This window comes from Sinorhizobium chiapasense (assembly GCF_036488675.1).
Classification (GTDB): Bacteria; Pseudomonadota; Alphaproteobacteria; order Rhizobiales; family Rhizobiaceae; genus Sinorhizobium; species Sinorhizobium chiapasense.
The window spans coordinates 52,377-77,367 of the sequence record NZ_CP133152.1; the positions used below are offsets into that span (position 1 = coordinate 52,377).

The 24,991-nt window shown below is 62.8% G+C and carries 20 protein-coding genes; 13 read left to right on the forward strand and 7 right to left on the reverse strand.

Annotated features, from left to right (window positions below; translation table 11 throughout):
• Window positions 1–43 precede the first annotated feature (43 nt).
• The 9 genes from RB548_RS24975 (at window position 44) to RB548_RS25015 (ending at window position 9,742) form a co-directional block, all read left to right on the forward strand.
• The gene (locus RB548_RS24975; RefSeq protein WP_331376444.1) at window positions 44–1,291 is read left to right on the forward strand and encodes a glycosyltransferase family 2 protein; all 1,248 of its coding nucleotides are present in this window, start codon (window positions 44–46) and stop codon (window positions 1,289–1,291) included.
• Window positions 1,292–1,393: 102 nt separating this feature from the next.
• Window positions 1,394–2,419 (forward strand): ABC transporter substrate-binding protein, encoded by a 1,026-nt coding sequence (locus RB548_RS24980; RefSeq protein WP_331376445.1) that lies wholly within the window; start codon window positions 1,394–1,396, stop codon window positions 2,417–2,419.
• A 70-nt stretch (window positions 2,420–2,489) separates the two neighbouring features.
• On the forward strand, window positions 2,490–3,995 hold the full coding sequence (locus RB548_RS24985; RefSeq protein WP_331376446.1) for a sugar ABC transporter ATP-binding protein: 1,506 nt from the start codon (window positions 2,490–2,492) through the stop codon (window positions 3,993–3,995).
• A complete protein-coding gene (locus RB548_RS24990; RefSeq protein WP_331376447.1) occupies window positions 3,995–4,984 on the forward strand; it encodes an ABC transporter permease in 990 nt (329 codons plus the stop codon). Before RB548_RS24985 ends, RB548_RS24990 begins: the two co-directional genes overlap by 1 nt.
• Complete coding sequence (locus tag RB548_RS24995; protein ID WP_331376449.1) at window positions 4,981–5,937, forward strand: ABC transporter permease; 957 nt, start codon at window positions 4,981–4,983, stop codon at window positions 5,935–5,937. The genes RB548_RS24990 and RB548_RS24995 overlap by 4 nt, the downstream gene beginning before the upstream one ends.
• Window positions 5,934–6,956, forward strand: coding sequence for a LacI family DNA-binding transcriptional regulator (locus RB548_RS25000; RefSeq protein ID WP_331376450.1), 1,023 nt, complete (start codon window positions 5,934–5,936; stop codon window positions 6,954–6,956). Before RB548_RS24995 ends, RB548_RS25000 begins: the two co-directional genes overlap by 4 nt.
• 60 nt (window positions 6,957–7,016) lie before the next feature.
• The gene (locus RB548_RS25005) at window positions 7,017–8,261 is read left to right on the forward strand and encodes a Gfo/Idh/MocA family protein (protein WP_331376451.1); all 1,245 of its coding nucleotides are present in this window, start codon (window positions 7,017–7,019) and stop codon (window positions 8,259–8,261) included.
• Between the two features lie 166 nt (window positions 8,262–8,427).
• A complete protein-coding gene (locus RB548_RS25010; RefSeq protein ID WP_331376452.1) occupies window positions 8,428–9,195 on the forward strand; it encodes a 3-hydroxyacyl-CoA dehydrogenase in 768 nt (255 codons plus the stop codon).
• Window positions 9,196–9,430: 235 nt separating this feature from the next.
• Entirely contained in the window at window positions 9,431–9,742 is a 312-nt protein-coding gene (locus RB548_RS25015; protein ID WP_331376453.1) for a DUF2934 domain-containing protein, read from the forward strand.
• 156 nt (window positions 9,743–9,898) lie between these two features.
• On the opposite strand, the gene RB548_RS25020 is transcribed toward RB548_RS25015, so the two are convergent.
• From RB548_RS25020 to RB548_RS25050, 7 genes are all read right to left on the reverse strand, one after another.
• The gene (locus RB548_RS25020; protein WP_331376454.1) at window positions 9,899–10,975 is read right to left on the reverse strand and encodes an ABC transporter ATP-binding protein; all 1,077 of its coding nucleotides are present in this window, start codon (window positions 10,973–10,975) and stop codon (window positions 9,899–9,901) included.
• The gene (locus RB548_RS25025; protein ID WP_331376455.1) at window positions 10,972–13,230 is read right to left on the reverse strand and encodes a glycoside hydrolase family 2 protein; all 2,259 of its coding nucleotides are present in this window, start codon (window positions 13,228–13,230) and stop codon (window positions 10,972–10,974) included. Before RB548_RS25025 ends, RB548_RS25020 begins: the two co-directional genes overlap by 4 nt.
• Window positions 13,231–13,238: 8 nt before the next feature.
• The gene (locus RB548_RS25030) at window positions 13,239–14,060 is read right to left on the reverse strand and encodes a carbohydrate ABC transporter permease (protein WP_331376456.1); all 822 of its coding nucleotides are present in this window, start codon (window positions 14,058–14,060) and stop codon (window positions 13,239–13,241) included.
• Window positions 14,057–14,956: a carbohydrate ABC transporter permease gene (locus tag RB548_RS25035; protein ID WP_331376457.1), complete on the reverse strand. Its 900-nt coding sequence runs from the start codon at window positions 14,954–14,956 to the stop codon at window positions 14,057–14,059. The genes RB548_RS25030 and RB548_RS25035 overlap by 4 nt, the downstream gene beginning before the upstream one ends.
• A gap of 92 nt (window positions 14,957–15,048) precedes the next feature.
• On the reverse strand, window positions 15,049–16,323 hold the full coding sequence (locus RB548_RS25040) for an ABC transporter substrate-binding protein (protein WP_331376458.1): 1,275 nt from the start codon (window positions 16,321–16,323) through the stop codon (window positions 15,049–15,051).
• Between the two features lie 262 nt (window positions 16,324–16,585).
• Window positions 16,586–17,647 (reverse strand): LacI family DNA-binding transcriptional regulator, encoded by a 1,062-nt coding sequence (locus tag RB548_RS25045; protein WP_331376459.1) that lies wholly within the window; start codon window positions 17,645–17,647, stop codon window positions 16,586–16,588.
• 79 nt (window positions 17,648–17,726) lie between these two features.
• Window positions 17,727–18,662: an AraC family transcriptional regulator gene (locus RB548_RS25050; protein WP_331376460.1), complete on the reverse strand. Its 936-nt coding sequence runs from the start codon at window positions 18,660–18,662 to the stop codon at window positions 17,727–17,729.
• A 192-nt stretch (window positions 18,663–18,854) separates the two neighbouring features.
• On the opposite strand from RB548_RS25050, the gene melA reads away from it, so the two are divergent.
• The 4 genes from melA (at window position 18,855) to RB548_RS25070 (ending at window position 24,982) form a co-directional block, all read left to right on the forward strand.
• Window positions 18,855–20,327 (forward strand): alpha-glucosidase/alpha-galactosidase, encoded by a 1,473-nt coding sequence (gene melA, locus RB548_RS25055; protein ID WP_331376461.1) that lies wholly within the window; start codon window positions 18,855–18,857, stop codon window positions 20,325–20,327.
• Window positions 20,328–20,646: 319 nt separating this feature from the next.
• Entirely contained in the window at window positions 20,647–22,728 is a 2,082-nt protein-coding gene (locus RB548_RS25060; protein ID WP_331376462.1) for an ABC transporter substrate-binding protein, read from the forward strand.
• A gap of 116 nt (window positions 22,729–22,844) precedes the next feature.
• A complete protein-coding gene (locus RB548_RS25065) occupies window positions 22,845–23,858 on the forward strand; it encodes an ABC transporter permease (RefSeq protein WP_331376463.1) in 1,014 nt (337 codons plus the stop codon).
• Window positions 23,855–24,982 (forward strand): ABC transporter permease, encoded by a 1,128-nt coding sequence (locus tag RB548_RS25070; protein ID WP_331376464.1) that lies wholly within the window; start codon window positions 23,855–23,857, stop codon window positions 24,980–24,982. Before RB548_RS25065 ends, RB548_RS25070 begins: the two co-directional genes overlap by 4 nt.
• The last annotated feature ends 9 nt before the right edge of the window (window positions 24,983–24,991 follow it).

Sequence of the window (24,991 nt, forward strand, 5' to 3'; positions counted from 1 at the left end):
TGGCGAGCAAGTGTCACCCGAGCCAACCTAGCAGGAACACGCGGTGGATCCCGTCAAGCTCAGCATCTGCATCCCGACCTACAATCGAGCGCGGTTCCTGGAGAATGCGCTCGGCCGCTTCGTCGACAGCTACCAGATCCCGTTCAGCTTCGAGATCGTCATCTCCGACAACGCTTCCACGGACAACACCCGGGAGATTGTCGAGACGTTCGCCGGCAAAGGGTTGCCCATCCGCCATTTCCGCCAGCTGGAAAATCGCGGCGTCGACCCGAATCTCGGCAGCGCCTTCCGCCACGCGGCGGGCGAGTATGCGATCTATCTCGCGGACGATGACATGCTGGCGGTCGACGGTCTTGTCGAGGCCATTGCCTACCTCGACAGGAACCCGAAACTCTCCGCCTGTTTTGCGCCGTGGCATATTCATAACGAGGTCGAAGGTCGGGACACCGAACTTTTCTACAATGTCGATGCCGATAGCAAATTCGACAAGGACGAATTCGAGCGGCTCTTCGCTTTCATCGTCGAGCGGCACATCTTTCCCGAGATTGGAATCTACCGGACCGCGGCGCTGCGCACATCCTGGCTGCCGCGCCATTTCGCCTACTGGGCGTTCTCCAATCTCGCGCATTTTCTCGAAAGGGGCGGCGTCGCGTTTCTGAAGAAGCCCTTCTACCGACAGGTCGTCCAGTCAAAGCTAGGGCGGGATCGCCCCCAGGCCGGCCACGACGAACTGCTGACCGCCTGGGACCGCTACCGGGGCGGCCTGGAATATTTCCTCCACGTCGGCGCCAAGCGTGGAGCCGTACGCATGACACCCGACCGGCGCACGGCACGGGACGCGCAGATCAGGCAGTTTACCTCCGTCCGCATGGCGGTTGCGATGCGCATGTGGGCGGCCAAGAAAGACTACGTCAAGGCCTATGAAATCTATACGCGCATGGCGCTCGCCGGATTCGAGCACCACCCGACGGCGCGGCAACTGAAGGATTCCTTGCCGCTGATGGTGGCCGTGCAGACGCTTGCGTGGCAGGTCAACGCCGCCGCGGAGGTCAACCGCGTGATCCTGCATGGCGTCGACAGTCCGTCGTCGCTCGAAGGCCTGCTGCGTGAACTCGGCCTGCGCCAGGACATCGCCGTCGTTGCCCCCGCGCCGGAGCTCGAGGCAAATGAGATCGCGCGCACGGCCGTCTTCGTCGTTGCCGAAAACGATCGTCAACAGTTCCTCGCGCAAGGTTATTCGCCGAACCTCGTTCTCTCAGAAAGCGACATCGTCGGCAACGTCGTGGTCTGAGGTCGCGGCACGCACTCAACCGGGCGCTGCAGCTGCCAGAACGCCGTTGAAATCGATTACATTTTCTGGCTTCATGTCCTCCTTAAGATTTGGGAGGATCTTATGAAAAAGCTTATCGCAGTAGCGCTCAGCACAGTTGCGTCCATCGTCATCTCGGCATCGGCAGTCAACGCGGAGACCTTCAAGATCGGTCTCTCGAACGGTTGGGTCGGCAGCGAGTGGCGCACCCAGATGATCGACGAGGCCAAGGCCGCCGCCGCCGCGTGGAAGGACAAGGGCGTCGACGTCGAAGTCTCGGTCCAGAGTGCGAATGTCGACGTTCCCGGGCAGATCGCCCATATCCGCAACTTCATCGCGGAAGGCGTGAACGCCATCATCGTCAACCCGAACAGCCCCACCGCCTTCGACCCGATCTTCGCCCAGGCGAAGGAAGCCGGCGTCCTGGTCATCGCGACGGATGCGGAAGTTTCGTCTCCGGATGCGCTCTATGTCGGCATCGACCAGACTGCCTGGGGTGCCGCCGGTGCGAAATGGCTTGCCGAAACGCTGGGCGGCAAGGGCAAGGTCGTCGCGATAAACGGCGTTGCCGGACACCCGGCTAACGAGATGCGCGTGGCAGGCTACAAGCAGGTCTTCAAGGACTATCCGGACATCCAGATCGTCAACGAAGTCAATGCCAACTGGGATCAGGCGCAGGGCCAGCAGGCGATGCAGAACATCCTTGCGACCTATCCTGACGTGAACGGCGTCGTGGTGCAGGACGGCATGGCCGCCGGTGCCTGGAAATCGATCATGGACGCCGGCAAGACCGGCCAGATCGCCGCAACGGGCGAGATCCGCAAGGACTTCATTGATCTCTGGGTCACGGACAAGCTGAATTCCGGCGCGACCGTCAACCCGCCGGGTGTCATGGCGAGCGCGCTGAATGTCGCCGTGCTGATGTTGCAGGGCAGGGAACTGAAGGAGCCCGCCAAGGCCGGCCAGTACGGTAACGCTCTCTACCTGCCGATTCCGTTCATCGATAGCAAGAACCTGGGCGATGCGGCAAAGCAGCTCGAAGGCAAGCCTGGCTACTATTCCTACACCAGCTCGCTTTCGATCGAAGACGCGGAAGCCCTCTTCAAGTGAGTGTTTCCAATGGTTGCGCGGGCCGAGTCTCGGCCCGTGCTTCTCGTCGCACTGCAATGGACGAAGTTCCATGACGAAATTGAGACTGAGCGGCGTAAGCAAGGCTTACGGCGCCACGTTGGCGCTGCGTCGCGGCGATCTGGAAGTCATGGCCGGCGAAGTTCATGTCCTCATGGGCTCGAACGGATCCGGCAAGAGCACGCTTTGCAAGATCATCGCCGGCAGTGTGCGGCCGGATGCCGGGAAGATTCTGATCGACAACAGGCCGGTCACAATCACCGGACCGCACTCGGCGCATGCAGAGGGGATCGGCATTTTCTACCAGGAGCTCAGCCTTGCTGCTCACCGCTCGGTCGAGGAAAACATCTGTCTTGCCGCATTGCCGATCAAATCCCACCTGTTTGTCGACCGGGCTTTGCTCAAGCAGCGTGCAGCGCGCTATATCAGGCTCTTCGAGGAGGTGGCCGGAGAAGGATTTTCCGCCGACGCTCTCGTCGGCAACCTGCGTCCCGACCAGCGGCAGCTCGTGGAGATCATGAAAGCGCTCGCAAGCGAGGCGCCGATCATGATCTTCGACGAACCGACCTCGGCGCTCGACCGGGCGCAGGTCGATCGCTTCTTCGAGATCCTGCGCGATCTGAAGCGGCAGGACCGGGGCGTCATCTTCATTTCCCACCGCATGGACGAGATCAAGGCGATCGGCGACCGGGTGACGATCATTCGCGACGGCGAGACGATCACGACGCTCAATCTCGCCGAGACGGATGCTGCCTCGGTTATCCGGCTGATGGTCGGCGGCTCCGGCGACATGCCGGCTTCGCAGTCGTCGGCCCCCGCCGTCGTCAACGGCAAGGACGGCGCGGCGATGACCGTGCGCAATCTCTCCGGTCGCGGTTTCCGCAATGTCAGTTTCGAAGTCGCCAAGGGCGAAATCCTCGGCTTTGGCGGGCTGCACGGTCAGGGCCAGTCGGCGTTGCTGAGAGCGATCTTCGGCGCAGGGTCGATCGGCTCGGGCGAGGTGTTGATTGGCGACGGCCGCTTTGACGTTTCGAGCCCGCGCGAGGCGATTCGACGCGGCTGTGCCTATGTTTCGGGCGATCGCGGCCGTGACGGCGTCATCAGCGGCAGGCCGATCATCGAGAACGTCACGCCGATCCATTATCTGCGCGATCGCCTGATGATCGCGCGGCCCTCCAAGCTACGCGACAAGGTGGTGCCGGCGCTTCAAAGCATGCACACCAAGTTTGCGAGCCTGTTCCATCCGATCAATTCGCTTTCCGGCGGCAACCAGCAAAAGGTGATCATCGCCCGCTGGTTGATCGACCGCCCCGATGTGCTGCTGCTCGACGACCCGACCAAGGGCATCGACCTTTCGGCGAAGGCCGACCTCTTCGCGCTCATCCGCCAGCTGGCAGCCGAGGGCCTCGGCATCCTGCTCTATTCATCGGAAGACGCCGAATTGCTCGGGAACGCCAACCGCATCCTGGTGTTCAACGGCGGCTCGGTCAGCCGCGAACTGACGGGTGCCGAGCGCACGCGCTACAATCTCTATCAAGCCGCTTACGAGGCCGCGTGATGGCAGAGATCACAATCACACCGAGGGCGCGCGCGGGCGGCATTCGCAAGGTCCTGGAGCGCTATCCCTTTCTGCCGGCGCTCGTGATCGTCATGGGCCTGCTGTTGCTCAACGGCGTCTTTTCGCCGAACAGCCTCAGCTACCGGTCGCTGACGGGGCTCTTCAGCACCTACATGGCGCTGATCCTGCTCGCGATCGCCCAGACCTACGTCGTCTATGCCGGTGATATCGATCTCTCCGCGGGCTCGATCCTGTCGCTCGTCAATGTCGCGATCGTTGTCTTGATGGAGCGATGGGGGGGCGGGGCCGGCGCCGTGCTGCTCGCCCTTGCTCTTGGCCTTCTGCTCGGGCTCGCCTGCGGGCTCCTGAACGGCATTGTCGTCGCCGCATTGCGGCTGCAGGCGATCGTTGCGACCTTCGCGACGAGCATCTTCTTCACCGGCTTCGCCCTCTACATCCTTCCCGTTGCCGGCACGCCGGCGCCGGCGCTGTTCTGGCGAACCTATGGAGGCCGGCTGCTCGGCGTGCCCTTCGTCTTCTATATCCTGGCGGTGCTCACGGTCGTGCTCCTGGTGCTTAGCCGCACGCGCCTCGTCACGCAGTTGCTCGCGGTCGGCGACGACCAGCAGGCGGCCTACCAGACCGGGCTGCCGGTCGTGCCGATACGGATCAAGGGCTACCTTCTTTGCGGGCTCTTCTCCGCACTCGCCGCCTTCTGCATCACCGGCGATACGGCGAGCGGCGACCCCCTGGTCGGAGGCAAGATGACGCTCTACAGCGTCGCCGCCGTCGTGCTCGGCGGCAGCGCGCTTTCCGGCGGCTGGGGAACGGTGGTCGGCTCGGCTCTTGGGGCGCTGACGATCGGTCTCATCAACTCGGTCGTCTTCTTCATGGGCACGCCGTCGGAATGGCAGAATTTCGTTCAGGGGTTCGCTATTCTCGTCGTGTTGATGGCAGGCGTGCTGGCAGGCAGAAGGGCGCGGGCATGACGGCGATCCTCACTTTCATCCGTCAGCCGCTCATTGTTGCGCTCGCGCTGATCGCGGTTCTTCTCTACCTCGGCCAAACGCTGTCGCCGGGCTTTGCCTCCGGCGGACAGGTTCTGAGGCTGCTGATCGTTGCCTCGCTGCTCGGCATTGTTGCGGCGGGCCAGAACGTCGTCATTCTCGGCGGGCGCGAGGGCATCGACCTTTCGGTCGGCGGCGTCGTTTCGCTTTCGGCGATCATCGCCGGCAACGTCATGAACGGGGCAGACAGCGGCATTGTGCCGGCGATCCTCGCCTGCCTCGCCGCCGGCGCCTTCTTCGGCCTGCTCAACGGGTTGGGTGTGACGCTCCTGCGCATCCCGCCCCTCGTCATGACGCTCGGCATGCTCGGCGTGCTCCAGGGGCTGCTCGTCGTGATCCGCATGGGCATTCCCTCCGGCCGCGCCGCGCCCGGCCTTTCGGGCTTTGTCACGCAACCGCTCGTGGCCGGTATTCCCGGCATCATCTGGCTGTGGATCATGATCGGCCTCATCATGGCCTTCATGCTCCACCGCACGGTTTTCGGCCACCGCATCTATGCCATCGGCTCGAATGAGCATGCGGCCTACATGGCCGGGGTTCCGGTCCGGCTGATGCGTATCGCGATCTTCATCATTTCCGGCATGTTCGCTGCGGTCGCCGGCCTTTGTTTGCTCGGCTATTCCGGCTCGTCCTTCGCCAATGTCGGCGAGCAATACACGCTTCCGTCGATCATCGCGGTCGTCTTCGGCGGCACGTCGCTTGCCGGCGGCAAGGGCGGCTATACCGGCACCATGGCGGGCGCGATCCTGCTCGTCATCCTTCAGAGCATCCTGACCACCGTGAACATCGACGAATCCGGGCGGCAGATGGTGTTCGGGGCGACGCTGCTCGTGCTCATGATGTTTTATGGTCGGGGTCGGGCGATGCGTGCATGAGAGAGCGGCCGAAGATCAAGGATATCGCCGAGCGGGCGGGCGTGTCGGTTGCGACCGTTTCGCGTGCGCTCAGCGACTCGGCACTGGTCACCGCCGAGACGCGCCAGCGCATCCATGATCTCGCGCGCGAACTCAACTACCGACCCAATGTCAGTGCCCGGAACTTGAGGACCCGCAGGACCATGTCGGTCCTGCTCGTTGTGCGTGACGTCGGCAATCCCTTCTATCTCGACATCCTGAAAGGCGTGGAGGCGACGGCGCGGGAAGCCGGCTATTCGGTGCTGATGGGCAATACCGAGAATGATCCGGCCCGCGAGACCGAGTATTTCAACATGCTGCGTTATGGCCATGCCGACGGCATGGTCCTGATGACAGGCAAGCTGCCGCCGTCTGGCGGCCGGAACCAGTTGCCGGTGGTCGTGGCGCTGGAAATGATCGAGGGGTCGGGCCTGCCGCATGTGCAGGTCGACAATATTGCTGCCGCGCGCGGCGCCGTCGAGCATCTGATCGGGCTCGGGCATCGGCGGATCGCGCATATCAGCGGACCGGTTCCGGAGCCGATGAGCCTTCATCGGCGCGAGGGCTATCGCGAGGCGATGCGCAATGCCGGGCTCGACATCCCGGAGGCTTATGAGATGCGCGGCGACTTCCTGCTCGAAAGCGGACAGGAATGCTGCCGTTCGCTTTTCACGCTGCCGGAGCCGCCGACGGCGCTCTTCGTCGGCAATGACGAGATGGCCTATGGCGCGGTTCACGAGCTGAGAAGAATGGGGCACGACGTGCCGGGCGACGTATCGGTCGTCGGCTTCGACGATCTCTATCTCAGCAAGGCCTTCTATCCGCCGCTGACGACCGTCAGCCAGCCGAGGACCGAGATCGGCCGCACGGCCATGGCGATGCTTCTTAAGATCCTATCGGGCGCCGAAATCAATCGCGAGGAACCGATCGTCCTGCCGACTGTTCTCAACATCAGGGGCAGTACGGCACCGCCGGCTAGTAACTACTGCATGTCTCCTTGAATCGGAGCCGATCTAGGGACGAAGACATGCAGCAATTCAAAGCGCTGCAGGGAGGAGAGAATGACTGGATTGCCAAGGCAGACATTGCGCGTCGGCTTCGTCGGAACCGGCTTCATCGCGCAGTTCCACCTGAAATCGCTGGTCGGCGTGCGCAATGTCGAGGTGACGGGTGCCTTCAGCCCCACAGCCGAACACCGCGCGCGGTTTGCCAGAGAGGTCGAGGCGCTCGACCTCGGGAGCTGCCGTGCGCATGACAGCCTCGAATCGCTCGTTACCGCCGAGGATGTCGACGCGATCTGGATTCTCTCGCCGAACTACACGCGGATCGAGGTGACGCGGACGCTCAACCAGGCGGTCAAGGCAGGGCGCAGCAAGATCTTCGCCGTCGCCTGCGAGAAGCCGCTGGCGCGCACCGTCGCCGAAGCGCGCGAAATGCTGCGGCTGGCGCAAGACGCCGGCCTCAACCACGGTTATCTCGAGAACCAGGTCTTCTCGACGCCGGTCCTGCGCGGCAAGGAGATCATCTGGCGCCGTGCGGCGTCGACCACCGGCCGGCCCTATCTTGCGCGCGCCGCGGAAGAGCATTCCGGCCCGCATGAACCCTGGTTCTGGCAGGGCGACAAACAGGGCGGCGGGGTGCTCTCCGACATGATGTGCCACAGCGTCGAGGTGGCGCGGCATCTCCTGACGGCGCCGGGTGCCCCGCGCAACTCGCTGAAGGTGAAGGCGGTCAACGGCACGGTCGCAAACCTGAAGTGGACCCGGCCGGGCTATGCCGATGAGCTCAGCGAGCGCTTCGGAAAGGCGGTCGACTACGGCAGGCGTCCCGCGGAAGATTTTGCCCGCGCGACCGTCACGCTCGAGGACGAGGACGGCAACGAGCTGATAATCGAGGCGACCACCTCCTGGGCCTATGTCGGCGCCGGCTTGCGCATCCAGCTCGAACTCCTGGGGCCGGAATATGCGCTGGAATACAATTCGCTCGGGACGGGCCTGAAGATCTTCTTGTCGCGCGCGGTCAAGGGGTCCGAGGGCGAAGATCTCGTCGAAAAGCAGAATGCCGAGCAGGGGCTGATGCCGATTCTGGAGGACGAGGCCAGCGTCTATGGCTACACGGACGAAAACCGGCACATGGTCGAGTGTTTCCGCAACGGCGTGAAGCCGCTCGAAACCTTCGAGGACGGCCTCGCCGTGGTCGAGATCCTGATGGGTCTCTATCGGTCGGCCGAGATCGGCGCGACGCTCGTGTTTCCGGCGCCGGAGCTGGAAGACTACGTTCCGGTCGTAGCGCGCACCGGCGCGTGACCGATCGCGCGTCCTTCGGTGTCGCCTCCGACGGCGCGTCTGGTTATAGTCCGCGCCTACCGTGCTGCGTCTAGTCAGACGCGCAGGACATACGTGATCCGAGATACGGACGGGAGGAAAATATGATGCAGAGGAACACGGCCCACCGGGTTGGGGGAGCGCGGCCATGCTGATCCGGGACAAGGTCTTTCTGGTTACCGGCGCTGGCTCGGGGCTCGGGGCCGCCGTCGCACGCGCCCTTGTCGCCGATGGCGCCTCTGTCGTCATCGCCGATGTCAATGCCGACACGGGTTCGGCAATTGCCGCCGAGCTCGGCGTAAAGGCGCGTTTCGCGCCGACCGACGTGACGAGCGAGGCGGAGGGCGAGGTGGCGGTCGCGGTCGCGCTTGAGAGCTTCGGCCATCTCCACGGCCTTGTGAACTGCGCCGGCATTGCGCCCGGCGAAAAAGTGCTCGGACGCGACGGGCCGCATCGCCTAGAAAGCTTTACGCGGGCGGTCGGCATCAATCTCGTCGGCACCTTCAACATGATCCGCCTCGCCGCGGCGGCGATCGCGAAGGAAGAACCGGATGACGGCGGCGCCCGCGGCGTCATCATCAACACGGCCTCGGTTGCCGCGTTCGACGGGCAGATCGGCCAGGCGGCCTATTCGGCGTCCAAGGGCGGCGTCGTGGCGATGACGCTGCCGATCGCGCGCGAGCTCGCGCGCTTCGGCATCCGCGTCGTCTCGATCGCACCGGGCATCTTCGAAACGCCGATGATGGCCGGCATGCCGCAGGAGGTGCAGGATTCGCTCGGCAAGAGCGTGCCGTTCCCGTCGCGCCTCGGCCGCCCGGCGGAATATGCCGCGCTTGTCCGGCATATCTGCGAGAACGACATGCTGAACGGAGAGGTCATCCGCCTCGACGGCGCGTTGCGGATGGGGGCGCGATAGGCGGACCCACGAGAGAGGCCCACGGGAGAGGGATCAGGCAATCGGTGTGGCTTCCGGCGCTGCATGCGCCGCACGGATCCACATCGCCTCGCTGCAAAAAGTAACCACGCGCGAAAGCGCGTTGCGATTGCGGGCATCCAGCATTCTGCCTAAACTCTCCTTTCGATGCGACATCATCAGGCTTAACGGCCACCCACCGGTCATCTGCCACCTCAACTGATAAGGAGCGTTTGCCATGAAGACGGACGGCGAAGAACTGATCAGGAAGCGGGCCTATGAACTGTGGGAGAGAGCGGGGCGGCCGGAGGGCGACGGCCTGAAGCACTGGTTCGAGGCCGCGGAAGAGATTCAGGCCGCAGGGATCAATCGGGGCGGCGAGCCGAAGAATGCTGCGCCTTCTGGCGACGCTCTTGCGTCTGCAGACCCTTCTGAAGGGAAAAAACCGAGGAAATCCGCAGCAAGGAAGCAGCAAGACGATGCAAAGCCGAAGAAGAGTCCCGCTTCCAAAAGCCGCAACAAGAAAGGCGAACGGACCGAGAGCCGCTAGATCATTTCACTGTTTCAAAGAAAAAATGAAATGATCGAATGGGTTGAGACGCGGGATACGGGCGGAAAACCGCATACACTTTTCCTTATCCCGGCCGGCGGCACGCGGCACGAGCTTCGGCGGCACATTTTTGAATGGCGCGGGTAGAAAATCTCCCTACCGCAGGCGCTTACCATTGACGTCGAACACGAGCGCGCAAGAAGGGTCGAACCGGGCGGCGATGCGGTCGCCCGATTTCAGGCCGCGGCCGTTCTTCGTTTCGATGACGACGAGATCGCCATTGCCGTGGCGGGCGTAAGCAAAGGTCTCGCCGCCGAGATGCTCGAGCATGTCGATCGTCAGATCGAGGGCCGCCGGCCCGGTCTCGTTGAAGTGCTCCGGGCGGATGCCGACCGTTACCGGAGTTCCCGGCGGCGCCGCCTTCAGCTTGACCGGGATCTTCGCGTCCGCGTAGTCCGGCAGGCGCACACAAAACTGCCCGCCATCGCCGGGCTCGATCGCACCCCTGAGGAAGTTCATCTTCGGCGAGCCGATGAAGCCGGCGACGAAGAGATTGGCGGGGTCGTCGTAAAGTTCGAGCGGCGAGCCGACCTGCTCGACCACGCCGCCGCGCATCACCACGATCTTGTCGGCAAGCGTCATCGCCTCGACCTGGTCATGGGTGACGTAGACGATCGTGGTGGCGAGCGTCTTGTGGAGCCGGGCGATCTCGATGCGCATGTGCACGCGCAGCTCGGCATCGAGATTGGAAAGCGGTTCGTCGAAAAGAAAGATCTTCGGGTGCCTGACGATCGCGCGGCCGATCGCCACGCGCTGGCGCTGCCCGCCGGAAAGCTGCTTGGGCTTCCGGTCGAGCAGGGGATCCAGCTCGAGGATTTTCGCCGCCTCGCCGACGCGGCGTTCGATCTCGGCCTTGGCGACGCCGGCGAAGCGTAGCGCAAAGCCCATGTTCTCGCGCACGGTCATGTGCGGATAGAGCGCATAGGACTGAAAGACCATGGCGATGCCGCGCTTCGACGGATCGACATCGTTCATCCGCTCGCCGTCGATCGTGAGATCGCCGGAGGTGATCTCCTCGAGACCGGCGATCATTCGCAAAAGGGTAGACTTGCCGCAGCCGGACGGGCCGACGAAGACGACGAACTCGCCGGATTTTATATCGAGATCGACGCCCTTGATGACCTCCAGGCTGCCATAGGATTTGCGGATGTCGCTGAGTTGCAGATCGCTCATGCGCTCGCTGCTCCCACGACGGAGAGCTCAAGCTTCGCCGAGCCGAGCCGCGACGAACCGACGGTGACGACAACGCCGCCCGTCTTCCCCGTCGATTCGAGCCAAAAGCCGGTCGAGCCTCCCTGGAAGACAATCCGGCCCGGCCCGATGAGCCGCGCCGGACCTTCTACCGCGATGTCGACGGCATCGTTCAGGAAGGGCAGGATGTTGCCGACCTGATCCAGCGCGCGGACGATTACCCGCACGCTGTCGCGGCCTTCGGCATGGAGCGTCTTGCTGTCGGCCTCGACCTGCAAAGTGGTCGGAACGGGATCGGCGACCATGCGCAGGCTGGCCACGGGTTTGCCGGCGATGAAGCCGGTGAATTCCGCGCTTTCCCATTTCATGCCCCACACGCCGAGCTCGTCCTTGGTGAAGTGGCGATGATCGATGACGACGGGGGCGTGCGGCAGATGCGGGAAGTTTTCACGGTCCGGGCCTACCCGCTTCGTCAACGACCCGTACTTCAGTTCGACCTCGTCGCAATTGGTGAGCACGATCAAGGGCAGCACGCCGCCGATGTTTCGCTCGCCGCGCGCCCAGAAGGTCACGGGCTTCATCACCACCTCTTCGGACGGATCGCACTGGCTGGCATAGACGTAGGCTGCGAATTTCGGCTCGCGGAACATGTCCATGACGCCGTGATAGCAGATGCGGTCGCCCGAGCCGAAATCCTTATGGGTGTTGTAGTCGAACATGCACCAGCCGATCGCGCCGGAAATGTTTGGGCTCCCATGGGCGGCGTTCAGCACCTCGAGATGCCGGCGCACATGCTCGGCCTGCCGCTGCTCCTGATCATAGATCTTCGTCGGATACATGTGGCCGCCGAACTCGGTGATGAGGTAGGGCACCTTGCGATCGAGTCCGGTGCATTCCTGCTGCAGGCGGAGCGCCGTGCGCGGCCGGTTCGACCCCGGTAGCTCCTCGTTGCCGAGGATGAAGTCGTTCATCGTATAGACGTCTTCCAAAAATTCGCTGTCGGTGATGTAGCGCACGCCGCCGGTCTGCCGCGTCGGGTCGAGTTCACGCGCCAACCGGTTGGTTTCGACGTAGAAGTCGTGCGAATCCTGCGACTCGTTGATCCTGACACCCCAGATGACGATCGAGGGATGGTTCCAGTCGCGCTCGATCATGCGGCGGACGTTGAGGATCGCCTCCTGTTTCCAGGCCTCGCCGCCGATATGCTGCCAGCCGGGGATTTCCTCGAAGACGAGCAGGCCGATGCGGTCGCAATGGTCGAGAAACCACTTCGACTGCGGGTAGTGCGAGGTGCGCACGAGATTGCAGTGGAGCGTGTGTTTCAGGATTTCCGCGTCGCGCTCCTGCGCGCTGCGGCCCATGGCGTAGCCGACATAGGGGAAGGACTGGTGACGGTTGAGGCCGCGGATCTTGAGCGGGCGGCCATTCAGCCGGAAGCCTTCGGTGGTGAACTCCGCCGTGCGGAAACCGAAATGCGAGGAGAGGAGGTCGCGGCCGTGATCGGTCCTGAGCTGCACCTCGACCTGGTAAAGCACCGGATTGTCGACATCCCAGAGCGACAGACCCGTGAGGCCACTCATTTCGAGCGTGACGCTTCCTCCGCGGGTCTCGCCGACCGCTTCAGCCAGGAGTTCGCCTTCCGCGTCCCTCAAGAGCGCCGTCACCGTGCCGGAGAAGGGGAGACCCTGCGGATTGGAAAAATCGCAGCGAACGGTGACGGATTTGGCGTCGCTCAAAACATCACGCGTCTCGATCTTGATATTGGCGATCGAGACTGGGTGGGTGACCTTCAGCCAGACGTCGCGATAGATACCCGCGTAAGTGAGATAGTCGATCCGGCCGCCGAAGGGCGGGATCTCCGGATTCTCGCTGCCGTCGATCTTGACCGTGATCAGGTTGTCGCCGTCGCGGAGCTTGCCGGTTAGGCGCGCCTCGAAGGGGGTATAGCCGTCCTTGTGGGCGACGATCTCCTCGCCGTTCAGATAGACGACGGCATCGGCCATGGCGGCATCGAAGACGAGCGAGATTTCGCGCTCCGCGAACTCCGGGCGCCAGGGCAGCACCTTCTGATAGGTGAAGGCGCGCTGATAGGACGTTTCGTCGAAATAGTTTAACGGCAGTTCGACCGCACTGTGCGGCAGGCTGATCGCCTGGCCGGGCTTAAGCGTGGCCACCTCGGCAGCCGTGAATCCTTCGGAAAAAATCCATGAATCGTTGAACGAAGTAACAGAGCGCATCATCATTCCTATTTGACTGAGCCCAGCATGCCCTGGACGAACTGACGTTGCATGAAGAAGAAGACGGCAAGGGTCGGAAGCGTCGCGAGAACGGTTCCGACCATGACGACGCCGTAATCGGGATAATAGGCGGAGGCGAGCGAGGAGATGACCAGCGTGATCGTCTTCGTCTCGTTGGATTGCAGCACGATCAGCGGCCAGAGATAGTTGTTCCAGGCCGTCATGAAGACGATGATGAAGGCGGCCGCGTAGGTGGAGCGCATCACCGGCACGTAGATGAAAAGGAAGATCTGCCATTCCTTGAGGCCGTCGACCTTCGCGGCGTCGCGCAGTTCCGACGGAAACGCCTTGGTGCACTGGCGGAAATAGAAGACGACGAAGGCCGAGCCGATGGTCGGCAGCACGACGGCGATGTGCGTGTTGATGAGCCCTGCCTTGCCCATCATGATGAAGAGCGGGATCATCAGCGCCGCAAACGGGATCATCAGCGTCAAGAGCAGGGCGCGATAGAGACGTTCGCGATGGCGCGAGCGGAATATCTCGAAACCGTAGCCGGCGAGCGACGAGACGGCGAGGGTCAGCACCGTCGAGAGGATCGCGATCTTCGCGGAATTCCAGAAGACGAGCGGTGCGTTCACCTGGGTGAAGAACGTGTTGACATTGGTTGAAAGCGCAGCACCCGGTAGCACCCTGCCCTTGATGATATCGATCGATGAATTGGTGGCGCCGAACACCATCCAGATGAAGGGGAAAACGGAGAGGAAGGCCATTAGCCCCAGGAAGCAGTAGGTGAGAAGCGCGCCGGCCGCGCGTCCGATGCCGTTCGTCATTTGTCGCGCTCCCGGGCCGCAAAGAACTGGAAGAAGGCGAGAAGCGCAACGAGCACGACGATGACGTAGGAGACAGTTGCCGCATAGCCGAAATTCGGCATGAAGCGGAAGGTGAGATTGTAGATGTAGAGCGACAGCGTCAGCGTCGCATTGGACGGTCCGCCCCGGCCTTCGGTGAGATTGTAGACCTCGTCGAAGAGCTGCACCGTGCCGATCGTCGAGATCACCGTGGTGAAGAGGATGACCGGTTTCAAGAGCGGGATGGTGATGTGGGTAAAGCGTGCCCAGGCGGGGACACCGTCGATGCGCGCCACCTCGTAGATCGACCTGTCGATGTTCTGGAGCGCCGCGAGATAGAAGATCATGTTGTAGCCGGTCCATCGCCAGGTGATCGCGATGATGACGAGCACCTTCGCCCAGAACGGATTAGTCAGCCAGGGGATGGGCGTGGAAATGATGCCGATCGCCTGCAGCGTCGAGTTGACGACGCCGTCGGGCGCGAACATGCCCTTGAAGAGCACCGAATAGGCGACCAGCGAGGTGACGCAGGGCAGGAAGATCGCGGTGCGGAACAGGCCGCGCCCGACGAGCCGCGGATTATTGAGGATCGACGCAAGGATCAGCGCGAGCAGGATCATGATCGGCACCTGCACGACGAAATAGGTCATCGTGTTGGTGAGCGCCTTGATGAAAACCGGATCGTTCCAGAGGCGGACGATATTCGCGAAGCCGGCGAACTTCATCATCATGCCGCGGCCGGACTGGAAGGACATCCACAGCGACCAGACGATCGGATAGATCATGAAAAGGCCGATCAGCCCGAGCACCGGGGCGACGAAGAGCCAGCCATTGATGTCGTAGTAGCGGCCGATGCTGCCGCGGCGCGCGTGAACCATCGTCATCCTCGTGGGAAGGAACGGAAACCTGTCGGCCGCACATCGAGTGCGGCGGGAAGGTGGGCAGTCGCCCGCCCACCTTCCTCATCCGGTCATTGGATCTGCGCGCTGACCTCGGCGTCGATCGCCTTGAGGACATCGTCGACCGGCGTTCCCTGCGTGAGCGCCGGCAGTTGCGCGGTGACGGCGGTATCCGCCTCATTGGTGAAGATGCCGTAGTTCACCGACGGCACTTTTGCCAGCCAGTCGGAGAAGTTCTGCCAGACCTTCTCGCCACCGAAGAACGGATCGGCCGCCTCGTAAGCCGCTCCGCCGCGCGCGGCGAGCAGCGAGCCGACGGCGCCTCGATCCTGCAGGATCTTTTGGTAGAAATCGATGTCCTTGGCGTAGATCTCGTTGAGGAAGTCGATCGCCTCGGCCTTCTCCGCCGAGCTTTCCAGCACATACCAGCTCGATCCGCCGAGGTTCGAGGCATGCGTGGCGCCGTCGATCGAAAGCGCGGGAATTGGCGCGACGCCCCATTTGCCGGCCTGATCCGGCTGCGCCTTGACGGTGCCGGTGATCCAGACGCCGGTGACGACCGCGGCGACATCGCCGGAGGTGAAGGTCCCGACCCAGTCGGACCAGCCGGCCGCCGGCTTGTAGATATTGGCCGACATGATCTTGCCGACAGTTTCAAGCGCTGCCTTCAGCGCCGGATTGCCGGTGACATTGGCCTTGCCATCCTTGTCGAAATACCACTGTCCCGCCGACTGCATGATGATGCGGACGAGGCCGGCATCGTTGGGGTCGAGCCCCATCATCTTCTTGCCGGTCTTTTCCTCGACCTGCTGACCAATCTCGATGAAGCGATCCCAGGTGAGGTTCTGCATGTCCTCCGGCTTGAAGCCGGCCTGTTCGAGGTAGTCCTTGCGGTAGTAGAGCCCGGTGACGCCGGAATCGAAGGGCATGCCGTAGACCTGGCCGTCAACGGTCATCACGTCGACCTTGTAGGGAGCGAAGCCGGAATAATCGACGGTGCCGGAGAGGGCCGCGAAGGCACCCGGGAAGGATTGAAGATATTTCTGAGCGCCGTAGTCCTCGATCAGAACGATGTCGGGCAGCGCATCGGCGGTGCCGGAGGCAAGACCTGTCTGAAGCTTCTGCTCGACGTCGGTCTTGGCAAAATCGACGACGTTGAAGGTGACGTCCGGATGGGTCTTCGTGTAGCGGGCGCCGGCCTCCTTCATGATCGCGACGTTGAAGTTCGGATCCCAGCACCAGATGGTGATTTCCTTTGCCTCGGCGGCAGTCACCGCCAGGAAGCTCACGCTCGCCAGCGCAAGGCCGGCGATGCGTGGCAGATAGGCACGCGCCAGATTGTCCATTGTTTCCTCCCGGAATCTTGTGTTCCCCGAGACAGTCCTCCCTGTCTCGGCGCGGAGTATTTCTCAAAATCGGGAACGAGGCAATATTTTCAGTAAATTTTTACTTCGGATTTTTCCAAGGCCTTGGATCGCCCCTCATCCGGCCTGCCGGCCACCTTCTCCCGCAAGCGGGGCGAAGGGACTCGCGGCGGGTGCTCAGTTCCCTCTCCCCGCCTGCGGGGGAGGGCTAGGGTGAGGGGCAATTTGCGTGACGGCGCTCTTCCTAGCTGCTGGCCGACCGCCTGGCCTCGACCACCGCCGCGGCGTCGGCAGCGTGAGGGGTGCTTCCGCGCCAGATGATTTCGGTACCGAGAACAACCTTCTTGGCGATCTCGCGGCCGGAAAGGCGCTCGAGCAGCAGGTCGACCGCGGTTTCCCCGATCAGCTCCGCCGGAATTTTTACGGTGGAAAGCGGAGGCCCTAGGAACTGTGCGACGGGAATGTCGTTGAAACTGACCACGGCGACGTCGTCAGGAATTTTGAGGCCCATTTCATGGATCGCCCGATAGGCGCCGAGTGCCATGTTGTCGTTGCAGGTGATGAGGATCTGCGGCGGATTGGGCTTCGTCAGCATCGCCTTGGCGAGCGTATAGCCGCTGTCCGGTGTCATTCGCTCGACCATGCACAATTCCGGATCATAGAGGCCGGCTTTGGTCATCCAGTCGATGTAGGTGCGGCAGCGACGTTCCGCATGGATGTTGTCGGGGCCGTAGAAGGCGTCGATCCAGCCGATAAAGCCGATGCGGCGATAGCCCATGGCGTGGATCGCTGCCAGCAGCCGGCTCATGGCGAGGGAAACGTCGCTCAGCACGGCGTCGTCCACGTCTCCGGCAGGCGCATAATCGGCGAACACCAGGTGCCGGCTATGGCGGCGGAGCCATTCGAGCTCGTCGCCATAGTAGTGACCAACGGCCACCACGCCCGAGGCTCCCTCCAGCATTGCCGCTTCGGGAGCGCTCCCGGTCAGGAAGACCTTGACGACCTCGCTTTTCAGCGCCTGACAGCGGCTTTCGATGCCGAGCCTGACGCCGACATAATAGGGATCTGCAAGTTCCTGGGCGGGATCGAGGAAATGCACGAGCGCAATCTTCAGCCCGGCGCCGATGCCTTGGGCAGCGGCGCGGATGCGGTTGCGCGGCGTGGCATAGTTGAGCGCCTCGGCCGTCTCGATGATTGCCTGGCGCTTCGTGGTGGAGATCGATAGCGTCGGATCGTAGTTCAAGACCCGCGAGACGGTCGCTGACGAGACGCCGACGGCCGATGCGATTTCCTTGATTGTGACCATTCTCTTGCGTCCCGCCTGTCAGCCGCGCGCGCTGCTTTTGCTTTGCTCACTCGTTTAGTAAATTTTTATCGCGACTTTTTCAATCGCAAGCAGCAGCGAGCGTGGTCACGGACTCGCTTATCTTCTGCGTTTTCACGGGTACGCTCGCATACATGCCGGTGGTGCGGAACTCGGTCGGACTTGCGCCGAAGACGCGGCGGAACACCTTGGCGAAATAATTGGGATCGTCGAAGCCCGACAGGATCGCGACTTCCTTGACCGGCAGGCTTGCGGTCTTGGTGAGAAGCTTCACCGCCCGCTGCAGCCGCTTCTGCAGGACGAATTCGGCCGGCGGCATGCCCTCGCTTGCCGCGAAGACGCGCGAGAAATGCGCCCGGCTGAGACCCGAGACCTTTGCGAGTTCCTCGACCGGGAGCGGCTTTTCCAAGTTGGCCATGATGTGATCGATGACGTGATGCATGGTCCGGTATTCCTGGCTGAAGACCGGGTGCGACCCAAAGACGTCGTCATAGAGCGCCATTGCCGCCTCGTAGGCGATCGCCGAGGCGCGACCCGGCGTCTCGCCGCCGGTGATGAGGCGCAGGCTGCAATCGGCCAAATGCTCGATCGTTTCCGGTTGCAGCTTCAGCACAGGGCCCGTTACCGCCAGGATGGCCCGGTGGATTCGGAGCGCCTCTTCACCGTTCATCGATATCCAGAAGAACTCCCAGCGTCCCCCGTCCTCCAGCCAGTAGCGGTGATTGTGCGGCACCAGCAGAAGCTGCGTCTCGCCCGGGCGCAGCCGATAGGTACGGTTCTCGTAGCGCAGGTTGCCGGCGCCGCCGATCGTATGCTGCAGAACGGTGAACGGCGTCTGGCCGCGCTTTCGTCCGTCCCAATCATAGCTCGCGTCGGTCCTGATCTCATAACCGGTGCTGGTCGGCATGGTGTGCAGGCTTTGCCTTCCCCGCGGCAATGAAACGGTCCGCATCACCGGGCCATGGTCGATCAAATCCTGCAGCACAGAATTACCCATGAAAGCACAATACCTCTCTAGTCGTACGGTTGATTATACACATAATGGCCGCAGATCGCGCAAGACGGCGCTTTCCGCAACAGGAAAGGGCCTGGGAGAGGAGGGGTCGCGCTTTGCGGCCAGCGTCAATTCGATGAATTGATTTTACCCTTATAGCGCGAATGCCGCGGGACGAGGAGGAACGAGACGACCATGAGCCGCTTCAAGATCGCTATTATCGGTGCCGGCAGCATCGGTTTCACCAAGAAGCTTTTCACCGACATTCTCTCCGTGCCGGAGCTCCAGGACGTCGAGTTTGCGCTGACAGATCTCAGCGAACGCAACCTCGGAATGATCAAGACGATCCTCGACCGGATCGTCGATGCGAACAGCCTGCCGACGCGCGTGACCGCCACCACCGATCGCCGCAAGGCGCTCGAAGGCGCGCGCTACATCATCAGCTGCGTTCGGGTTGGCGGGCTCGGCGCCTATGCCGACGACATCCGCATCCCGCTGAAATACGGCGTCGACCAATGCGTCGGCGATACGATCTGCGCGGGCGGCATTCTCTACGGCCAGCGCAACATTCCGGTGATCCTCGACTTCTGCAAGGACATCCGCGAGGTCGCCGAACCCGGCGCCAAATTCCTGAACTACGCCAACCCGATGGCGATGAACACCTGGGCCGCGATCGAATACGGCAAGGTCGACACCGTGGGCCTCTGCCACGGCGTCCAGCACGGCGGCGAGCAGATCGCGGAAATCCTCGGCGCCAAGGATGGCGAGCTCGACTATATCTGCTCGGGCATCAACCACCAGACATGGTTCATCGACGTGCGCTTGGGCGGCCGCAAGATCGGCAAGGACGAGCTTGTCGCCGCCTTCGAGGCCCATCCGGTCTTCTCCAAGCAGGAAAAGCTCAGGATCGACGTCCTAAAGCGCTTCGGTGTCTATTCGACGGAAAGCAACGGCCATCTCTCCGAATACCTGCCCTGGTACCGCAAGCGCCCGGAAGAGATCACCAGATGGATCGACATGTCGGACTGGATCCATGGCGAGACCGGCGGCTATCTGCGTTACTCCACCGAAACCCGCAACTGGTTCGAAACGGAGTATCCGCAGCTCTTGGCTTCCGCCGGCAAGCCGATCGATCCGGCGAAGCGTTCGAACGAACATGCGAGCCACATCCTCGAGGCCCTTGAGACCGGTCGGGTCTATCGCGGCCATTTCAACGTCAAGAACAATGGCGTTATCACCAACCTGCCGGCGGACGCGATCATCGAATCGCCCGGTTTCGTCGATCGCTTCGGCATCAACATGGTGTCGGGAATCACGCTGCCGGAGGTCTGCGCGGCCACCTGCATCTCGTCGATCAACGTCCAGCGCATGTCGGTCCATGCGGCGATATCCGGCGACATCGAGCTTCTGAAGCTCGCGGTGCTGCACGACCCGCTGGTCGGTGCCATCTGCACGCCGGACGAGGTGTGGCAGATGGTCGACGAGATGGTCGTCGCCCAGGCCGAGTGGCTGCCGCAATACGCCCACGCCATCGATGCCGCGAAGGAGCGGCTCGCCCGCGCGACGGTCAAGACCCGCGACTGGAAGGGCGCGGCGCGCCGCGAGGTGCGCTCGATCGAGGAAATCCGCGCCGAGAAGGAAGCGGCGAAACTGCGTGCCGCCGGGTAGGTCGCGTGGGTGGAGCTGAGCGATGGTGACAACCGCTACCCCCTCTGACCGGGAATGCCCCTCGCCCTAGCCCTCTCCCCGCAGGCGGGGAGAGGGGACTTAAGCGGGCGCCGCGAGTCCCCTTCGCCCCGTCTGCGGGGAGAAGGTGGCCGACAGACCGGATGAGGGGCAATCCCAGTCAGAGGGGGAACGCGGCGAAACCGCCTAAGCATTGAAATGACGGCGCTAGGACCTTCGCGTGAGGAGACGCGGATAGCGCTGACTGTCAGAGGAGCGCCGCCCGCCTCGGGTGGCATTGAGGAGGGAGAACCTTAAGGCCATGAAAACGCATCGAATGACAACAACGGCGAGCCTGCTCATCGGCATATCCGCCTTCGCCGTGCAGGCCTTCGCATCCGAGCCGACCGTCGTGCCCGAGCAGCCGCCATTTCCGGCGCAGGGCAAGATCACCTATGTGCCGCGCGACGCGCTTCTGGAGTTCAAGGCGCTGCCCGAATACAAGGAGCCGGACTGGGTGACGGAGAAATTCGTCAAGGCCGGCAAGCTGCCGCCGGTTGCCGAGCGGCTGCCGAAGGAGCCGATGGTCTTCAAGACCGGCAACATGCCGGACGGCGTCGGCATCTACGGCGACGCGCTGCGCCATGTCATCGGCGGCCGGCCGGAAGGCTGGAACTACAGCGCCGGCCAGACCCAGGGCTGGGGCGGTATCGACATCGGCATGTCGGAATGCCTGACGCGCACCGCACCGCTCTTCCAGGTCGAGGCTGCCGACGTGGAGCCGCTGCCGAACCTTGCCAGAAGCTGGGAATGGTCCGAGGACGGCCACAAGCTGACGATGCACCTTGTCGAGGGTGCGAAATGGTCGGACGGCGATCCCTTCGACGCCGAAGACGTGATGTTCTACTGGGATGACAATGTCGTCGACCCGAACGTTTCGCCTTTGAATGGTGCCACTCCCGAGACCTTCGGGGTTGGAACCACGCTGAAGCAGATCGACAAATACACGGTCGAATGGACCTTCAAGGAGGCCTTCCCGCGCCAGCATCTCTACGCCATGGCCTACGGCACTTTCTGCCCTGGCCCGTCGCATATCTTGAAGACCAAGCATCCGAAATATGCCGGCACGACCTATGACCAGTACAAGAACGGCTTTCCGGCGGAATACCTGAACATTCCGGTGATGGGCGCCTGGGTGCCGGTCGCCTACCGGCCGGACGACATCATCGTGCTGCGCCGCAACCCCTACTACTGGAAGGTGGACGAGGCCGGCAACCAGCTGCCTTACCTCAACGAGCTGCACTACAAGCTTTCGACCTGGGCCGACCGCGACGTGCAGGCGATTGCCGGCTCGGGCGATTTCTCGAACCTGGAGCAGCCGGAGAATTTCGTCGAGTCGCTTAAACGTGCGGCCGATGAGGCAGCGCCGGCACGGCTTGCCTTCGGTGCCCGCGTCATCGGCTACAATCTGCGCCTGAACTTCTCGGCGAATGGCTGGGGCGAACCGGACGCGCGGGCCCAGGCGGTGCGCGAGCTCAACCGCAATCTCGACTTCCGCAAGGCCGTGACCATGGCGGTCGACCGCAAGAAGCTCGGCGAAGCTCTGGTCAAGGGCCCGTTCACGGCGATCTATCCGGGCGGACTTTCCTCCGGCACGAGCTTCTACGACCGCCAATCGACCATGTACTATGCCTTCGACCTCGAAGGCGCCAAGGCGCTGCTCGAAAAGGCGGGCTTGAAGGACACGGACGGCAACGGCTTCGTCAACTTCCCGGAAGGAACTGCGGGCGGCGCGGACGTGCAGATCGTGCTGCTCGTGAATTCCGACTACGGCACCGACCGCAATCTTGCCGAGGGCCTGATCGGCCAGATGGAGCAGCTCGGCCTCAAGGTGGTTATCAACGCGGTCGACGGCACCAAACGCGATGCGACGCAGTATGCCGGCAAGTTCGACTGGCTGATCCGCCGCAACGACCAGGAATTGACGTCCGTCGTGCAGAATACGACGCAGCTTGCGCCGACGGGTCCCCGCACAAGCTGGCACCACCGTGCCCCTGAAAGCGGTACCGTCGACCTGATGCCCTACGAGCAGGAGCTCGTCGATCTGGTCAACAAGTTCATCGCCAGCAACGACAATGACGAGCGGGCGGCGTTGATGAAGCAGTATCAGAAGACCGCGACGACCAATGTCGATACGGTCGGGCTGACGGAATATCCGGGCGCGCTGATCATCAACAAGCGCTTCTCGAACATTCCGACCGGTGCTCCGATCTTCATGTTCAACTGGGCCGAAGATACGATCATCCGCGAGCGGGTCTTCGTCGCGGCTGACAAGCAGGGCGACTACGAGCTCTATCCGGAACAGCTTCCCGGCAAGCCCGGCGATAGCGGCCCGAGCAACTGAGCCCGAACCACTCTTCCGGCTTCCATGGCGAAGCCGGAAGAGTGAGCGTCCTTTCAATGCGCTCGGGAAGCCGGAAACACCGGCGTCCCGCGCGAAGAACGACAGAAGGAAACGGCATGTTCAGATTTCTGCTTGTCCGCATCGCCTCTGCCATTCCGGTATTGCTTGTCTTGAGCGTGGCGACCTTTGCCATCATCCAGGCGCCGCCCGGCGACTACAGCGACTATATCCGCTCGCAGCTCATCAATCAGGGCGGGGCCTCCTTCGAGGAAGCCGACGCGCAGGCGCAGGCCTATCGCAAGGAGCACGGCCTCGATCAGCCGCTGCCGATCCAGTACGTCAACTGGATGACCGGGATTCTGACGCGCGGCGATTTCGGCCACAGCCTTTATTACAACAAGCCGGTTGCCGACGTCGTCGGCGAGCGCCTGCCGCGCACGCTGGCGCTGGCGCTGGTGTGCCACCTTCTGGCATCGGTCATCGGCATATCTTTCGGCATCCTTGCCGCAACGCGGCAATATTCCTGGGTCGACAGCCTGCTTTCGACCGTCTCGTTCCTCGGCATGACGGTGCCGCGCTTTCTGATGGCGCTGATCATCGTCTATGTCCTCGTCTTCCATTTCAATGTGAGCGAGATAAACAGCTTCCATTCCGCCCGCTACGGTGGCGCGCCCTGGTCCTGGGGGAAGTTCGTCGATCTGGTGCAACATGTCTGGCCGGTCGTCGCGATCGCCACCTTCGGCGGCCTCGCCTATAATATGCGCGTCATGCGCGGAAACCTGCTCGACACGTTGAACGCGCAATATGTCGAAACGGCGCGCGCCAAAGGTTTGAGCGAGGGTGCCGTCGTCATGCGGCATGCCGTTCCCAACGCCCTGCACCCGCTGATCATGTACCAGGGTGTCGTGCTTCCCTATATGCTCACCGGCGAGATCGAGACGGCGATCATCTTCGCGCTGCCGACCGTCGGCCCGGCAATCGTCGGTTCAATGTGGGTCGGCGACGTCTATGTCACTGCGACCTTCATGCTGGTTCTCTCCGCGACGCTGATCGTCGGCAACATCATCGCCGACATGCTGCTTGCCGCCCTCGATCCTCGGGTGCGCATGGGAGGAGGGGCTTACGCATGAGTGTCGAAACACACAGCACCATCCCGCTCGCCATGCAACCGCAGGAAAAGCACCACAACGAGAGCTATTCAGCGCTTGTCTGGCGCCGCCTCAAGCGGTCCTGGACCGGTCTGCTCGGCCTGATCCTCGTCAGCCTGCTGATCCTCATGGCGCTCTCCGCCGATTTCCTGTCGCCGGTCGATCCGAAGGCCACCGGCGTCGGCTTCGCTCCGCCGCAGGCGATCAGCATCCACGACAAGGACGGCAATTTCGTCTTCCCGCCACGAAGCTATCCGGTGCGCGAGACGGAAGAGCTCGACCCGATCACCTTCCAGCCGGTAGTCGGGCCCGACTACGACAATCCGCAGATCCTCGGCTTCTTCGTCAAGGGCGCGCCCTACCGGCTTCTGGGCCTCATTCCGGCGGAGCGCCATCTCTTCGGCGCGGCTGACGGGACTGCAGTCCATTTCCTCGGCACCGACAAGTTCGGCCGCGACGTGCTCTCGCGCATTCTCCACGGCTCGCGCATCTCCTTGATGATCGCGCTGATCGTCGTCTTCATCGTCACCGTGGTCGGCACGACCGTCGGCATGGTGTCCGGCTATTTCGGCGGTCGCTTCGATGCCTGGGTGCAGCGTTTCGTCGAACTCGTGCTCGCCTTTCCGCAACTGCCGCTCTATCTGGCGCTCGCCTCGCTGATCCCGGTTACGGCGCCGACCAGCGTCTTCCTCGCCTTCGTCATCATCGTGATGTCGGCGCTCGGCTGGGCGCAGATGTCGCGCGAGGTCCGCGGCAAGACGCTGGCGCTGGCCCGGATCGACTATGTACGGGCGGCAATCGCGATCGGCGCGACGGACCGGCGTATCATCTTCCAGCACATTTTCCCGAACGTGATGAGCCACGTCATCGTCGCGGTGACGCTGTCGATCCCGCAGGTCGTGCTGCTCGAATCCTTCCTCGGCTTCCTCGGATTTGCGGTGAAACCGCCGCTCATTTCCTGGGGGCTGATGCTGCAGGATACGGCGAATTACTCGGCGATCGGTTCCTATCCCTGGATCCTTTCGCCCGTCGCCTTCGTTCTCGTCACGGTCTTCGCCTTCAACGCGCTCGGTGACGGCCTGCGCGACGCAATCGACCCCTATTGAGGAGCCCGC